Source organism: Catellatospora tritici (assembly GCF_019083965.1).
GTDB classification, from domain to species: Bacteria; Actinomycetota; Actinomycetes; order Mycobacteriales; family Micromonosporaceae; genus Catellatospora; species Catellatospora tritici.
Window position 1 is genome coordinate 253,456 of the sequence record NZ_JAHRCY010000002.1, and the last position, 15,716, is coordinate 269,171.

Sequence of the window (15,716 nt, forward strand, 5' to 3'; positions counted from 1 at the left end):
TGCGCTCCCGAGGGTAAGAGCAGTCTTGCTTGGTGAGCCTTGCCTTAATAAGGCGAGGCACACCTTAGCTTAGGACTCGGGCGCACCAGAAGTCGACGGGGGTAACTTGACTGGAACGGCTCCAGAAAGCGGTGACCTGCGACGGTCCGGTCAGTAGCGGTAGTGGTCCGGCTTGTACGGTCCCTCCACCGGCACCCCCAGGTAGTCGGCCTGCGCCTTGGTCAGCTCGGTCAGCCGTACCCCCAGGGCGTCCAGGTGCAGCCGGGCCACCTTCTCGTCGAGCTTCTTGGCCAGCGTGTACACGCCCACCGGGTACCGGTCGCGCTTGGTGAACAGCTCGAGCTGCGCCAACACCTGGTTGGTGAAGCTGTTGCTCATCACGAACGACGGGTGGCCGGTGGCGTTGCCCAGGTTGAGCAGGCGGCCCTCGGAGAGCACGATGATCGAGTGGCCGTCCGCGAAGCGCCACTCGTCGACCTGCGGCTTGATGTTGATTCTCGTCACACCCGGCGTACGCGTCAGCCCCGCCATGTCGATCTCGTTGTCGAAGTGCCCGATGTTGCCCACGATCGCCTGGTGCTTCATCCGGGCCATGTGCTGGGCGGTGATCACGTCCTTGCAACCGGTCGCGGTGACGAAGACGTCGGCCGTCGCGGCCATGTCGTCCACCGTGGCGACCTGGTAGCCGTCCATCGCCGCCTGCAGCGCGCAGATCGGGTCGACCTCGGCGACCACCACCCGGGCGCCCTGCCCCCGCAACGAGTCCGCGCAGCCCTTGCCCACGTCGCCGTAGCCCGCCACCACGCACACCTTGCCGCCGATCAGCACGTCGGTGGCCCGGTTGATGCCGTCGACCAGCGAATGGCGGCAGCCGTACCGGTTGTCGAACTTGCTCTTGGTCACCGCGTCGTTGACGTTGATCGCCGGGAAGAGCAGCCGGCCCGAGGCCAGCATCTCGTACAGCCGGTGCACGCCGGTCGTCGTCTCCTCGGTCACCCCCTGGATGCCCGCCGCGATCGCGCGCCAACGCCCGGGGTCCTCGGCCAGCGAACGCCGCAGCACCTCCAGGATGACCGCGTACTCCTCGGAGTCGTCGCCGTCCGGCGCGGGCACGGCACCGGCCGATTCGAACTCGGCACCCTTGTGCACCAACAGCGTGGCGTCACCGCCGTCGTCGAGGATCATGTTCGGCCCGTCGCCACCCGGCCAGCGCAGGATCCGCTCGGTGCACCACCAGTACTCCGGCAGCGTCTCGCCCTTCCACGCGAACACCGGCACCCCGGCCGGAGCGTCCGGCGTGCCATCCGGCCCCACCGCGATCGCCGCCGCCGCGTGGTCCTGCGTGGAGAAGATGTTGCAGCTGGCCCAGCGGACCTGGGCGCCCAGCGCCACCAGCGTCTCGATCAGCACCGCCGTCTGCACCGTCATGTGCAGCGAGCCTGCGATCCGGGCCCCGGCCAGCGGCCGCGCCTGCGCGTACTCGGCGCGCACCGCCATCAGGCCCGGCATCTCGTGCTCGGCGAGTTGGATCTCCTTGCGCCCGAACGCGGCGAGCGAGAGGTCGGCGACCTTGAAGTCGCCGGGGGCGAGCGTGCTGGCCATCGGAGTGCTCCTGTTCGGTCGGCCGGGCCGGACATACGTGTGGCCCGGTCCCTGGGCGGACCCTCCGCACCAGGAACCGGGCCACACTCCCCCCGGTTTGGTTCCCCCGCGCGTGGCTCGGATGTTTGATCCCGATAACGCTGCGTGTTTAAAGAGTCACATTCCGTCGCGCCACTGTCAAGCAGTTCAGATCAAGTTTCGCCACGCGCCGTGTCCGTCACATCACCACAGCGTAATCACGACACGGGTGCCCCACCCGGCCCGCCGCCGCCACCCCGTTTTCGATCGACGGTGGCCTATCCAGAGCACGAAAAGCGCGAAACTGTGCTCTAGATAGGCCACCGTCGATGATAAGTGGGGGTTGTCGGCGACGCCGAGCGGATCTGGAGTCTTTCGGACCCCGGGTGCCCCGTCCCCGGCCCGCGTCAGAGCGAGCCGGTGTACGCCTCGCCCGCGCCCGTGAAGGTCAACCGCCCGCCCGCGGGCAGCCCGTACGCCGCGTCGCCGCCGCGCAGCGGCACCGAGCCGCTCTCGTCGCCCACCGTCATGCTTCCGGCCACGCAGAACACGGTCCGCGGCCCGTCCAGTACCAGCCGGGCCTCGCCGACCTCGTGGTCCAGCCGCACCCGGTGCAGCCGGAAGTCGGGCACCGGCACGCTCCAGGTGACCACGCCGGGAGTGACCGGCTCCGGGTCGCGTACGGGCTCGTGCAGCGGCTCGAAGCGCAGCACCCGCAGCAGTTCGGGCACGTTGACGTGCTTGGGGGTCAGGCCGCCGCGCAGCACGTTGTCGCTGGCCGCCATGATCTCGATCCCGGCGCCGCGCAGGTATCCGTGCAGGTTCCCGGCGGGCATCCAGATGCCCTGCCCCGGTTCCAGCAGCAGGTGGTTGAGCAGCAGTGACACGACCACGCCGACGTCACCGGGGTAGTCGGCGGCCAGCCGCCGGACCAGGCCGCGCGGGCCGCCGCCGACGACGCCGGTCGGCAGCTTGTCGGCGTTGGCGGCGATCTGCTCCAGCAGGTCGGGCCGGTCCGCGGCGGGCCAGCTGAGCAGCGCGTGCACCGCCTCGCGCAGGTCGCCGACGGCCAGCGCGCCGACCACGCGCTTGAGCCCGGGGACCGCCAGCGCGTCGACGAGCTCGGCCGACGCCGCCGGGTCCCGGAACCCGCACAGCGCCTCGAACGGCGTGTACGCCACCAGCAGTTCTGGCTTGTGGTTGCCGTCGACGTAGCTGCGGTGCGCGGCGGTGCGCGGCACACCCGCCCGCTCCTCGGCGGCGAACCCGTCGGCGGCCTGTCGCGCGTCGGGGTGCGCCTGCAGCGACAGCGAACGCTCGGCCGCCAGCAGTTTCATCAGGTACGGCAGGCGCGCGCCGTACCTGGCGTGCGCGTCGGCGCCGAGCAGTTCACCCGGCGCCGACGCGATGGCCTCGGCCAGTGATCGGCCGTCGATCGTGGAGGGGCTGTCGGGGTGCGCGCCGATCCACAGTTCCGCCTCGGGCCCGTCGCTGGGCACGGGCCGCCCCTGGACCTGCGCGATGATGTCGCGCGAGCCCCAGGCGTACGGCCTGATCGGGTTCTGCAGTCGGCGCACGGGGGTCAGCCCTTCGCGTAGTCGATGTCCGGTTCGAGGTAGATTACCCGGGCAATCGGCACTGCGGCACGGATGCGCGCCTCGGCGGCGTCGATGCCGCGCGCGATCTCGTCCGCCTTCTCGTCATGCCGGACCGCGATCTTGGCGGCGACGAGCAGCTCCTCCGGGCCCAGGTGCATCGTGCGCATGTGGATCACGCGCTCGACCTCGGGACCGTCGACGATGGCGGCCGCGATGGCAAGGATGTGCTCCTCGGTGGCCGACTCGCCCAGCAGCAGGCTCTTGGTCTCGATCGCCAGCACCACGGCGATGGCCACCAGCAGCAGACCGATCATCGCGGTACCGGCCGCGTCCCACCGGCCATAGCCGGTGATCAGCGTCATACCGACGCCGATCAGGGCGAAGACCAGACCCACCAGCGCGCCGAAGTCCTCCAGCAGGATCACCGGAAGCTCCGGCGCCTTGGCCCGCCGGATGAAGTTCTTCCACGAGACGCCGTTGCGGATCTGGTTCGACTCCTTGATCGCGGTCCGGAACGACAGCGACTCCAGGACGATCGCCACGACCAGCACCGTGATCGGCACCCACTGCCACTCGGTGATCGGCTCCGGGTGCTCCCACTTGTGCCACGCCTCGTACAGCGCGAACAGGCCACCCACGCTGAACAGCACGATCGACACGATGAACGCGTAGATGTAGCGCTCCCGGCCGTACCCGAAGGGGTGCAGCGCCGTCGCCTCGCGCTTGGACCGCCGCCCGCCGAGCAGCAGCAGCAGCTGGTTGCCCGAGTCCGCCACCGAGTGGATCCCCTCGGCCAGCATCGACGACGAGCCCGTCAGCCCCCAGGCCACGAACTTCGTCACCGCGATACCGAGGTTGGCGGCCAACGCCGCCACGATCGCCCTGGTGCCGCCCTCGGCACTCATGCCTTTGCCCCGACCGTCGTCATCCCGCAGAACCCATACTTCACTTGCGCAACTGCTCCTTCAGCTCGGTGACGGCCGGCACCGCCATCGGATCGAGGCCATGCCCGAGCCCGAGGTACACCGAGGCGAAGTCGGTCGCCGCCACAAGCGAGGCGAAGCGCTCCAGCGCCGAGCCTCCCTCAGCGGTGAGCACGTCAACCTCGATGCCTCGCCTCGCGGCGATGTCCTGCACGACCTCGGCCCGCCGGTCCGTCGTCTGCGCCGCACTGTTCTCGTCGGCGAGACCACCGTCGCACAGCAGCACCACTTTCAGGCGCGGAGGGTCGGCCGAAGGCGCGTCGAGGTCCGGATCAGCGAAGATGTCCCGCTCCAGCGCGGCCAGCGCGCCGAAGACGCCGTCGAGCAGACCCACCCGGCCCCGACCGGCCTCGCCGAGCGCGTCGGTGACGACCGGGTAGCGGGCGTTGGCCGACAGCATGTCGCCGTAGCGCACCGCCGCGACCGCCGCCAGCGGCGAGTCACCCCAGATGATGGGCACCGAACCGGCCAGGTTCAGGGCGAGGGTCTTGGCCCGGTTGACGAAGGTCTCGGCGGTCGGCCGGCAACGGTCGGCCTCCAGGTCCAGCCGGGTCGCGGTCTCGGCCAGGTCGGCCTCGTTGACCTTGACCAGGCCCAGCGCGCGTGCGGTGAGCAGCACCGGCACGGTCAGACCCCACAGGTTCGCCCGCGCCGCGCCGCGGCGGGGCACCTGGATGAACGGCGCCCGGTGGCGCTCGGCCACCGACTGCAGCGGCGAGCCGGGAGCACCGATCGCCACCAGGCGCGCTCCGCGCCGCCCGGCCGCCTCCGCGACCGCCAGCGCCTCGGGCGAGCGGCCCGACGCCGATACCGCGATCACCACGTCGGCCGCGCCGATCCAGGCGGGCACCTCCACGCTGCGGTGGGTCAGCACCGGGACCAGGCAGCGGGGCCCGGCGATGGTGGTGAGGATGTCGCCGGTACGGGCCGCCGTACCGGCGCCCACCACCACGACCGCCCGGGGGCGACCCTCGTCGGCCAGGTGGCTCAGATCCACCTCGGCGGTCAGCGAGGTCGCCTCACGCACCTGCGCGCCCGCCGAGGCGATGGCGCGCAGCATCCCGCCCGGGTCACGGGCGGCCAGACCCGGGGCGTCGTCGAGCAGCGCCTCGTCGAACCACCGGTTGCCGCGTACGCCCGCGGCACCGTCCAGCGGCGGCATGGCCATCAGGCACCAGCCTTGTCGGTCAGCACCTCGTCGAGCAGCAGTACCGGCAGACCCTCGCGCACCGGATACACCCGGCCGCACGAGGTGCAGGTCAGCGTCTGCGCCTCGGGGTCGTGGCGCAGCGGGGCGTGGTCCTCCGCCGGGCAGGCGAGAATCTCGAGCAGTTGCGGGTCGAGCGACACGTCGGCTCCTTCACATCGCAGGCTGGGCTACAGCGAGGCTGAGCTGAAGTGCAGCCTACCCACGGACGAGCTTGAGCACCTCGTCGCGCAGCTGCGACATCCGCTCCACGCTCGGGGCCTCGACATTGAGGCGCAGCAGCGGTTCGGTGTTCGAGGCGCGCAGGTTGATCCACGCCCCGTCGTCGAAGGTCACGGTGAGCCCGTCCAGCTCGTCCTGCGGCTGCCCGGCGAAGTGCTCCCGCACCTTGGCCAGGCTCGCGGGCTGGTCCGACACCACCGAGTTGATCTCGCCCGAGGCGGCGTACCGCTCGTACTCGCGGCCCAGTTCGGCCAGCGGCCCGGACTGCTCGCCCAGCGCGGCCAGCACGTGCATCGCGGCCAGCATGCCGGTGTCGGCGCCCCAGAAGTCGCGGAAGTAGTAGTGCGCCGAGTGCTCGCCGCCGAAGACGGCGCCGGTCGCGGCCATCTCCGCCTTGATGAACGAGTGCCCGACCCGGGTGCGCACCGGCGTGCCGCCGTGCTCGCGCACGATCTCCGGCACCGCCGCCGACGTGATCAGGTTGTGGATGATCGTCGAGCCGGGGTGCTTGGCCAGCTCGCGGGTGGCCACCAGCGCGGTCACCGCCGACGGCGAGACCGGGTTGCCGTCGGCGTCGACGACGAAGCAGCGGTCGGCGTCGCCGTCGAAGGCCAGGCCGATGTCGGCGCCCTCCTTGACCACGGCCTGCTGCAGGTCGACCAGGTTCGCCGGCTCCAGCGGGTTGGCCTCGTGGTTGGGGAACGAGCCGTCCAGCTCGAAGTAGAGCGGCACGATGTCCAGCGGCAGAGCCGGGAGCACCGCGTCGCCGAGCACCGCCGGGACGGTGTAGCCGCCCATACCGTTGCCCGCGTCCACGACGACCTTCAGCGGGCGTACGCCACTGAGGTCCACCAGCGTGCGCAGGTGCGCGGCGTAGTCGGCCAGCAGTTCGCGCCGCTCGATGGTGCCGGTCGCGGCGGGGACGGGCGTGCCCGCGTCCAGCAGCGCCTGGGCGGTCTCGCGGACCGCGGACAGGCCGGTGGCCTGACCGACCGGCTTGGCGCCCGCATAGCAGAGCTTGATGCCGTTGTACTGCGCCGGGTTGTGGCTGGCGGTGAACATCGCCCCGGGCAGGTCGAGCACGCCGGAGGCGTAGTAGAGCAGGTCGGTGGAGCCGAGACCGGCGTTGATCACGTTGACGCCCTCGGCGCGTACACCGTCGGTGAAGGCCGCGACCAGGGCGGGCCCGGACTCGCGCATGTCGTGCGCGACCACGATGGTGCCGCGGTCCTCGCCCCGCTCCCGCAGCGTCTGCGCGAACGCCCGTCCCAGGGCTCCGGCGACCTGCTCGTTGAGCTGATCGGGCACGGTGCCACGCACGTCGTAAGCCTTCACGATGGTGGACAAGTCAAACATTTCGCTCACTCCTCGCAGCTGGGACCGCCACAGCCTAGCCATCACAGGTTTCCCCACCGCGACAACATGCTGGCGCGCGGGCGTGGACGGTCCGACCGCGTCACCGCGATAGGAAGATCATCTAAAAGGTGATACCCAATCAGGGGATCCCGTATTCCGACGACGGGACCTTTATCCGGCCCTCAATAGGCGCATCGCCAATATCGCCCGTGATTCACTTCACAGCTGATTAGCCGACTGTTCAGACGCTGTTACCTTCGAGGCCGTCTACCGACCCCTTCTGGCACTTCCCGCTGAGTCACGTCGATTCCGACCCCTCTGCGTGCCTGGGGGATGGCATCCGGTCAAAGGCTCAACGGGGAAATGAAAATGGCAAAGATCAGCATTGTGGTGCCTATCTACAATGTCCAGCCGTATCTGCGCGAGTGTCTGGATTCAATCCTGAACCAGACATTCCGTGATATCGAGGTCATCGCGGTGGACGACCGGTCCCCCGACGGCTGCGGCGCGATCATCGACGAGTACGCCGCGCGGGACTTCCGGGTGCGTCCGCTGCACCTGCCGGAGAACGTCGGTCTGGGCGGCGCGCGCAACGCCGGGCTCGCAGTGGCCACGGGCGAGTACGTCTGGTTCGTCGACAGCGACGACTCGCTGACCGAGGGCTCGCTCGCCGCCGTGGCCCAGCGCCTGGCCGCCACGGACCCCGACGTGCTCATCGTCGACTACGCGCGGACCTACTGGTGGGGCGCGCAGAAGCGCAACATGCTGCACGAGCTGCTGAGCGACCCCGATCAGCCGGACGTCTTCCGGATCGCGCAGCGGCCGGAGCTGCTGCAGCTGTTCCCGTGCGCCTGGAACAAGGTCGTCCGGCGCGAGTTCCTGATCGCGGCCGAGTTGCCCTTCCCCAGCGGATGGTACGAGGACCTGCCGTTCACCTACCCGCTGCTGGCCCACGCCGAGCGGGTCAGCGTGCTGCCCCGGGTCTGCGTGCTCTACCGCCAGCGCCGCTCCGGTTCGATCCTGGGCACGACCAGCGACCGCCACTTCGAGGTCTTCGCCCAGTACGACCTGGTCTTCGAGCGGCTCGCCCGCGCCGCCGACGGCGCCCGGATCCGGCCCTGGGTGCTCGGTCACGCCATGAACCACTGCCTCGTCGTGCTCGGCAACCCCCGCCGGCTGAACCCCGACTCGCGCAGCCGCTTCTTCCAGGAGTCGGTGCTGCTGCGCAAGCGTCACCTGACCGGCGACGACTACATCCTGCCGCCCGACGCCAGCCCGGCGCGGCACCGCCTGCTCGCCCTGGGCAGCTGGCTCGGCTACCGCAGCATGCGCCACGCGCACGGGCGCCTCGACCAGACCCGACGCAAGCTGGGCGGGGCCAAGCGGAAGCTGGGCGGCCAGGCCAGGGGACTGCGCCGCAAGCTGCAGTACGCCTACTACAGCCTCCAGCGCCGCCGCCCCATCGACCAGCGGCTCGCCGTGTACTCGGCGTACTGGGGCCGGGGCGTGCGGTGCAATCCGGCTGCGATCTACGAGCGGGCCCGTGAACTCACGCCCGAGGTGCGCGGCGTGTGGATCGTCAAGGCCGACCGGGTGGCCGACGTGCCCCCCGGCGTGGACTACGTCGTCGAGAACTCCTGGCGCTACTTCCGGGTGCTGGCCCGTGCCCGCTGGTTCATCAACAACGTGAACTTCCCGGACTTCGTGGTCAAGCGCAAGGGCAGCGTCCACCTGCAGACCCACCACGGCACCGCACTGAAGTCGATGGGCATCGACGAGATGCGCTACGCCCTGACCGCACGCAAGATGAACTTCGGCAAGCTGCTCAAGCGCGTCGACCGCTGGGACTACAGCCTCGCGGCCAACACGTACTCCACCGAGGTCTGGGGCCGGGTCTACCCGAGCAACTACCAGTCCCTGGAGTACGGCTACCCGCGCAACGACATCCTGTCCACCGCCACGGCCGAGGACGCGGCGAAGGTGCGCGCGGAGCTCGGCATCCGGCCCGACCAGAAGGTCGTCCTCTACGCGCCGACCCACCGCGACTACGCCAAGGGGTTCGACCTGCAGCTGGACCCGCTGGCGCTGGCCAAGGCGCTCGGACCCGACGGCGTGGTGCTGATGCGGGCGCACTACTTCTACGACCGCGACGCCTCCTCGGTCGCCGCGCACCCGCAGGTCCGCGACGTCTCCGACCACCCGAGCATCGAGCAGCTGTACCTGGCCACCGACGTGCTCATCACCGACTACTCGTCGGTGATGTTCGACTTCGGCGTGCTCGACCGGCCCATCGTGATCTACGCGCCCGACTGGGACGTCTACCGGGCCACCCGGGGCACCTACTTCGACCTCGCCACCGAGGGTCCTGGCCCGTTCTGCCGCAGCCAGGACGACCTGGTCTGGCTGTTCGAGCACGACCAGGTGCGCAGCCCGGAGGCGGAACTGGCCCGCGCCGCGTTCCGGCGCCGCTTCTGCCACCTCGACGACGGCCGGGCCGCCGAGCGGGTGGTCCGCCACCTGTTCCTGAACCAGCCCGCCGCCGCCTGAACACCGGCGGTCGGCCCGGGAGCGGCGTGCTCCCGGGCCGAACCGGGCCGAGCTCAGAGGGTCAGACCGGTGAGTACGAGGACGCGCGGGTCGGTGTAGTCGTCCATGGCGCTGCGCAGACCCTCGCGGCCGACGCCGGAGCCCTTCACGCCGCCGTACGGCATCTGGTCGGCCCGGAACGACGGCACGTCGCCCACGATCACGCCCCCGACCTGCAGCGTCGCGTGCGCAGTGAACGCCGTCTGCAGGTCGCCGGTGAACACGCCCGCCTGTAGGCCGAACGCGGAGTCGTTGACCGCCGCGAACGCGTCGTCATCGGAGTCGACCGCCGACACGACCAGCACCGGCCCGAACACCTCGTCGCAGGAGACCTTCGCGTCCGCCGGGACGTCGACCAGCACGGTCGGCGCGTAGGCGGCACCGTCGCGTGCACCACCGGTGAGGACGCGGGCGCCCGCGGCGACCGCCTCGTTCACCCAGCTCTCGACCCGCTGCGCGGCGGCTTCGGTGATCAGCGGACCGACCTGGGTGTCGGCCGCCGCCGGGTCGCCGGTCTTGAGCGCGCGCACCGCCGCGACCAGCTTCGGCACGAACTCCGCCATCCGGTCCCGGTGCACGATCACCCGCTGCACCGCGATGCAGCTCTGCCCGGCCTGGTAGTTGCTGAACAGCGCGATGCGCTGGGCCGCCCAGTCCAGGTCGGCGTAGTCGCCGCAGACCACCGCGGCGGCGTTGCCGCCCAGCTCCAACGTCACGTGCTTGTGCGGGACGGCCTGCTGAATGCTCGCGCCGACCGGCCCGGAGCCGGTGAACGACACCACCGGCAGGCGCGGGTCGGCGACCAGGGCCGCCGCGCGGTCGTTGGGCAGCGGGACGACCGAGAACATGCCCGTGGGCAGGTCGGTCTCGGCCAGCAGCTCGCCCAGCAGCAGGGCCGACAGCGGCGTGGCCGGGGCGGGCTTGACCAGGATCGGCGCGCCGACCGCGATCGCCGGGGCGACCTTGTGCGCGACCAGGTTCAGTGGAAAGTTGAACGGGCTGATGCCCAGCACCGGCCCCTTGGGGAAGCGGCGGACCACGGCCATCCGCCCGGCCGCGGCCGGGTCGGTGTCCAGCCGCATCAGCTCGCCCCCGAACCGCCGCGCCTCCTCGGCGGCCCACCGGAACGTGGAGACGGCACGGTTGAGTTCGGCCTTGGCCCACAGCAGCGGCTTGCCGTTCTCGCCGCTGATCAGCGCGGCCACCTCATCGCCGCGCTCGGCCAGGCGGCGGCTGACGTGGTCGAGGGCGGCGGCGCGGGCGGCGGCCGACAGCCGGGCCGCTTCGGGGGCCACCCGCGCGGCGGCCGCGACAGCGGCTTCCACCTGCGCAGGGGTGGCATTGGAGGTCTGTCCGACCACGCGCCCGTCGTAGGGGTTACGCACAACTACAAGATCATCACTGGACTCGGGGCTGCCCGCGATCCAGAACGGGGTCTGATCGGCCATAAGCCCACCCTACTGCACGGAAACAGTTGCTCAAGACCCTTGCTCGTTGCGGATTCCGTAGCGAAGATTGCCTTATGCCACCGATGACAGAACAACTGGCCAACTTCATCAACGGTAAGTACGTAGCGCCGGTGGACGGCGGCTACGCGGACCTGATCGACCCCTGCACCGGGGAGATTCTCGCAAGCGCCCCGGTCTCCGGGAAGCAGGACATAGAGAACGCCATGGCCGCGGCGGCCGCCGCCTTCGACACGTGGCGCGACACCACGCCCAGCGAGCGTCAGAAGGCGCTGCTGAAGATCGCCGACGCGGTGGAGGCGCGCGCCGACGAGCTGGTGGCGCTGGAGAGTCGCAACACCGGCAAGCCGCTGGCGCTGACCGCGAGCGAGGAGCTGCCGCCCGCGATCGACCAGATCCGTTTCTTCGCCGGGGCCGCCCGCCTGCTCGAGGGCCGCTCCGCCGGGGAGTACATGGCGAACCTGACCAGCTATGTGCGGCGCGAGCCGATCGGCGTCTGCGCGCAGGTCACGCCGTGGAACTACCCGCTGCTAATGGCGGTGTGGAAGTTCGCCCCGGCCATCGCCGCGGGCAACACCGTCGTGCTCAAGCCGTCGGACACCACGCCGATGTCGACGCTGCTGCTGGCCGAGATCGCCGCCGAGTTCCTACCGCCGGGCGTGTTCAACGTCGTCTGCGGCGACCGTGACACCGGCCGGGCCCTGGTCTCGCACCCGACTCCGGCGATGGTGTCGATCACCGGCTCCACCCGGGCCGGATCCGAGGTGGCCGCCGCGGCCGCGCCCGCGATCAAGCGCACCCACCTGGAGCTGGGCGGCAAGGCGCCGGTCATGGTCTTCGACGACGCCGACATCGCCGCGGCCGCCGAGGGCATCGCGATCGCCGGGTTCTTCAACGCGGGCCAGGACTGCACCGCCGCCACCCGCGTGCTGGTCACCGAGGGTGCGTACAACGCCTTCGTGGCGGCCCTGACCGAGCAGGCCCGCAACCTCAAAACCGGCGCGCCCGACGACGAGGACGTGCTGTTCGGGCCGCTCAACAACGCCAACCAGCTGGCCCGGGTCACCGGCTTCATCGAGCGGCTCCCGGCCCACGCCCGGATCACCGCCGGTGGCCACCGCGTCGGCGAGCGCGGCTACTTCTTCGAGCCGACCGTCGTGGCCGACCTGGTCCAGGGCGACGAGATCGTCACCGACGAGGTGTTCGGGCCGGTCATCACGGTGCAGAAGGTCGCCGACGAGGCGCAGGCGCTGAAGTACGCCAACGACTGCCGGTACGGCCTGGCCTCCAGCGTGTGGACGTCCGACCACGGGCGCGCGATGCGGGTCAGCAAGCGGCTGGACTTCGGCTGCGTCTGGGTCAACACCCACATCCCGCTGGTCGCCGAGATGCCGCACGGCGGGTTCAAGCAGTCCGGCTACGGCAAGGACCTGTCCGCGTACGGCCTGGAGGACTACACACGGGTCAAGCACGTCATGCACAACATCGGAGAATGACCTTGAGCGCCTCTTCGGACATCCACGCCCGCCGCGTCGCCGCCGTCGCCAAGGGCGTCGGCTCGACCATCACGTCCTACGTCGAGCGGGCCTCCGGTGGCACGCTGCGCGACGTCGACGGGCGGGAGTGGATCGACTTCGCGGCCGGGATCGCCGTCACCAACGTGGGCAACAGCGCCCCGGCGGTGGTCGAGGCGGTCAAGCGGCAGGTCGAGCTGTTCACGCACACCTGCTTCATGGTGGCGCCGTACGAGTCGTACGTATCGGTGTGCGAGCAGCTCAACGAGCTGACCCCGGGCGGCCACGAGAAGCGGTCGGCGCTGTTCAACTCCGGTGCCGAGGCGGTCGAGAACGCCGTCAAGATCGCCCGGTACGCCACCGGGCGGCAGGCGGTGGTGGTGTTCGACCACGGCTACCACGGGCGCACCAACCTGACCATGGCGCTGACCGCGAAGAACATGCCGTACAAGCACGGGTTCGGGCCGTTCGCCCCGGAGGTCTACCGGGCGCCGATGTCGTACCCGCTGCGCGACGGCCTGACCGGCGAGCAGGCCGCCGCCCGCGCCATCGACGAGATCACCACGCAGGTCGGCGCCGCGAACGTGGCCGCGATCGTGATCGAGCCGGTGCAGGGCGAGGGCGGCTTCGTCGTTCCCGCACCCGGCTTCCTGCCCACCCTCGCGGCGTGGGCCAGGGCCAACGGGGCGCTGTTCGTCGCCGACGAGATCCAGACCGGGTTCTGCCGCACCGGGGACTGGTTCGCCAGCGAGCACGAGGGCGTGGTGCCTGACCTGATCACGGTCGCGAAGGGCATCGCGGGCGGGCTGCCGCTGGCCGGGGTCACCGGTCGCGCCGAGCTCATGGACGCGGTGCACGTCGGCGGGCTCGGCGGCACCTACGGCGGCAACCCGATCGCCTGCGCCGCCGCGCTCGCCTCGATCCAGACCATGCGCGAGCTGGACCTCAACGCCGCCGCGCGGCGTATCGGTGGGGTGCTCACCGAGCGGCTGACGAAGCTGGCCGCCGCTCACCCCCAGATCGCCGAGGTACGCGGCCGCGGCGCCATGGTCGCCATCGAACTGGTCAAGCCCGGCACCCTCGACCCCGACCCGGTCCTGACCGGCGCGGTCAACAAGGCGTGCCACGCGGCCGGCCTGCTCACGCTCACCTGCGGCACCTGGGGCAACGTGTTCCGCTTCCTGCCGCCGCTGGTGATCTCCGACGCCGACCTCGACCGCGGCCTGTCCATCCTCGAAGAAGCCTTCATCACCACCGCCTGAGGTAAGGAAGGGCCCCTTCTGCTGCGTAAAGCGATAAGAAGGGGCCCTTCCTTACGCGCTCAGAAGGGGAACGTGGTGCGCTCGGCGGACTCCAGGAGGGCGATCATCGAGAAGGCGGCGTCGGTGAGGCCGCCGAAGGTGTAGCGGCGGCCCACGGGGGCGGTGTGGCCGAGCTTGTAACCGGCCAGGTTCCACGTGTAGACGGGAATGTGCGCGGGCACCGCGGCCGCCACGTCGTGGCTGCCGTGGAAGCTCGCCTGCTCATCGGTGAGGATCACCACCCGGTCGTGCTTGTCGTAGTGAGCCCGGACCGCCTTCTCGGTCTCAGTGCCCATGCCGAAGAACCAGCCGCCGTCCTTGAAGCGGCGCACCGCCGACAGCACCGACTCGCCCGGCCGCAGGTCGAAGACCTTGGTCCGGTCCGAGAACGACACCACCGTCGCCGCCTGCGCCCGCACCGCCACAGCCAGGCCGAACAGCGTCGCCGCGTCCCAGCAGCGCAGCGAGCCGTCGCGGCTGAACTGGCTGTTCATCGAGCCGGACGTGTCGATCAGCACCAGGGTGCGGCCGTCCAGCTTCGGCACGTTGCCGAGCGCGAACTGCAGCGCCTTCTCCAGCGGGTACGCCCAGCGCAGGCTCGGTGCCGCGTTGTACGCCGACAGGAACCGCATCGGCAGCACGCGGGAACGGTCCACCTCGTCCGGGTCGGACAGCTTCGCCGCCACGGCAGCAGCGACCTCGTCGGACACACCCGCCGCGTCGAAGTTGCGCAGGTTGCGCAGTAGCGCCAGGTAGCCCATGGACGGGATCATCGCCGACCATGCCGCCGCGTCCAGCGGACCCTGCCGCCAGCCCGCCAGCGCCTCCCAGGTCATCCCCGCCGCGGCGAGGCGCCCCGGGTCGAGCACGGCCGCGCGCTCGGGCACCGGCAGCGACATCAGCTCCGCGCGGGCGCGCAGCACCGACAGCACCTCGGGCAGCGGGTTGTCCCGCTGGTGGCGGCGGTCCAGCGCGTGCCGGAACAGCTCCGCCTGAGTCGCGTCGCGCGCGGCCGGGTGGGTCAGGTCGAGGACGTCACCGAAGCGCACCGCGGCGCTGTCGGAGTCGTACTTGAGCAGGCTGCGCTCGTGGTATAGACGCACCGCCGCGTCGGCGACCCCGCGCTTGACCGGCTTGGGCAGCGCCCGGCCGTAGCGGGACAGCCAGTACGCCAGCGCCTCGCCCGGCTCGTCGGCCCGCTGCAGTGCCGCGTCGACAACCTTGCGCGAACCGGGGATACCGGCCGCGACCTGTGCCTTCGCGCCCTCCAGTGCGGCGACCACGGAGGCGGTGCGCAGGTTGGCGCCGAGGCGCAGCCACGGCACGAACCGCGCGAACCAGTCCGGGTCGGCGACAGCCACCTGTGCGACCAGCGCCAGGAAGCGCGCGTCGCGGTCCTTGGCGTTCTCGTAGAACGTCTGCTCACCGACCATGTTCGCCACGGCGAGCAGGAACAGCTCCTGCTTCGGCTCGCGAGCGAACCCGGGCGCGCCCTGGGCCGTGGTCCCGGCCGGACGCTGCTTGAAAGCGGTGGCGACGTTGAACTTCGCCATGACAGATCCCTCCCCCGAGGGTGGTCGGCGGGCGCGCAGCATCCACCCACCGGACGATGAGGAATGGTGCGCCTCCCGAGATCAAGACGGCGGCGGCGTATGGATTCTTATGCGAGAAGAAGTAGCCGCAACCTGCGCACCGGGAGGTGCTGAATCAAACTAGACCAGAGATTTCGGTGGCACCAATGCTTTATCCATGCGGCCCGTCCGAGATCGGGTCGGCGACGGCAGATGGCGCTCTGGGCCACTGAGCTACGCGCATCCGGTATGGATACGGGCGGGATTCGAACCCGCGACCTCCCCATTACAA

General features: G+C 70.6%; 11 protein-coding genes. 3 read left to right on the forward strand and 8 right to left on the reverse strand.

Going from position 1 to position 15,716, the window contains the following annotated elements:
* Positions 1 to 150 precede the first annotated feature (150 nt).
* From ahcY to KUA19_RS05055, 6 genes are all read right to left on the reverse strand, one after another.
* Complete coding sequence (ahcY, locus tag KUA19_RS05030) at positions 151 to 1,602, reverse strand: adenosylhomocysteinase (protein WP_217394917.1); 1,452 nt, start codon at positions 1,600 to 1,602, stop codon at positions 151 to 153.
* A gap of 425 nt (positions 1,603 to 2,027) precedes the next feature.
* Positions 2,028 to 3,197, reverse strand: coding sequence for a mannose-6-phosphate isomerase, class I (gene manA / locus KUA19_RS05035; RefSeq protein ID WP_217394918.1), 1,170 nt, complete (start codon positions 3,195 to 3,197; stop codon positions 2,028 to 2,030).
* Positions 3,198 to 3,202: 5 nt separating this feature from the next.
* Complete coding sequence (locus KUA19_RS05040) at positions 3,203 to 4,123, reverse strand: cation diffusion facilitator family transporter (RefSeq protein WP_217394919.1); 921 nt, start codon at positions 4,121 to 4,123, stop codon at positions 3,203 to 3,205.
* A gap of 40 nt (positions 4,124 to 4,163) precedes the next feature.
* The gene (locus KUA19_RS05045) at positions 4,164 to 5,363 is read right to left on the reverse strand and encodes an SIS domain-containing protein (RefSeq protein ID WP_217395344.1); all 1,200 of its coding nucleotides are present in this window, start codon (positions 5,361 to 5,363) and stop codon (positions 4,164 to 4,166) included.
* Positions 5,364 to 5,368: 5 nt separating this feature from the next.
* A complete protein-coding gene (locus KUA19_RS05050) occupies positions 5,369 to 5,551 on the reverse strand; it encodes a Trm112 family protein (protein ID WP_217394920.1) in 183 nt (60 codons plus the stop codon).
* Between the two features lie 55 nt (positions 5,552 to 5,606).
* The gene (locus KUA19_RS05055; protein WP_217394921.1) at positions 5,607 to 6,986 is read right to left on the reverse strand and encodes a phosphomannomutase/phosphoglucomutase; all 1,380 of its coding nucleotides are present in this window, start codon (positions 6,984 to 6,986) and stop codon (positions 5,607 to 5,609) included.
* Positions 6,987 to 7,355: 369 nt separating this feature from the next.
* Between KUA19_RS05055 and KUA19_RS05060 the strand changes: the two genes are divergently transcribed.
* Positions 7,356 to 9,533 (forward strand): bifunctional glycosyltransferase/CDP-glycerol:glycerophosphate glycerophosphotransferase, encoded by a 2,178-nt coding sequence (locus KUA19_RS05060; RefSeq protein WP_217394922.1) that lies wholly within the window; start codon positions 7,356 to 7,358, stop codon positions 9,531 to 9,533.
* Between the two features lie 53 nt (positions 9,534 to 9,586).
* On the opposite strand, the gene KUA19_RS05065 is transcribed toward KUA19_RS05060, so the two are convergent.
* Complete coding sequence (locus tag KUA19_RS05065; RefSeq protein WP_217394923.1) at positions 9,587 to 11,020, reverse strand: aldehyde dehydrogenase family protein; 1,434 nt, start codon at positions 11,018 to 11,020, stop codon at positions 9,587 to 9,589.
* 83 nt (positions 11,021 to 11,103) lie between these two features.
* On the opposite strand from KUA19_RS05065, the gene KUA19_RS05070 reads away from it, so the two are divergent.
* Both KUA19_RS05070 and gabT read left to right on the forward strand, forming a co-directional pair.
* A complete protein-coding gene (locus tag KUA19_RS05070) occupies positions 11,104 to 12,534 on the forward strand; it encodes a gamma-aminobutyraldehyde dehydrogenase (protein WP_217394924.1) in 1,431 nt (476 codons plus the stop codon).
* Entirely contained in the window at positions 12,531 to 13,814 is a 1,284-nt protein-coding gene (gene gabT, locus KUA19_RS05075) for a 4-aminobutyrate--2-oxoglutarate transaminase (protein WP_372451766.1), read from the forward strand. Before KUA19_RS05070 ends, gabT begins: the two co-directional genes overlap by 4 nt.
* Before the next feature lie 59 nt (positions 13,815 to 13,873).
* On the opposite strand, the gene KUA19_RS05080 is transcribed toward gabT, so the two are convergent.
* Complete coding sequence (locus KUA19_RS05080) at positions 13,874 to 15,406, reverse strand: TROVE domain-containing protein (RefSeq protein ID WP_217394925.1); 1,533 nt, start codon at positions 15,404 to 15,406, stop codon at positions 13,874 to 13,876.
* Positions 15,407 to 15,716: the final 310 nt, after the last annotated feature.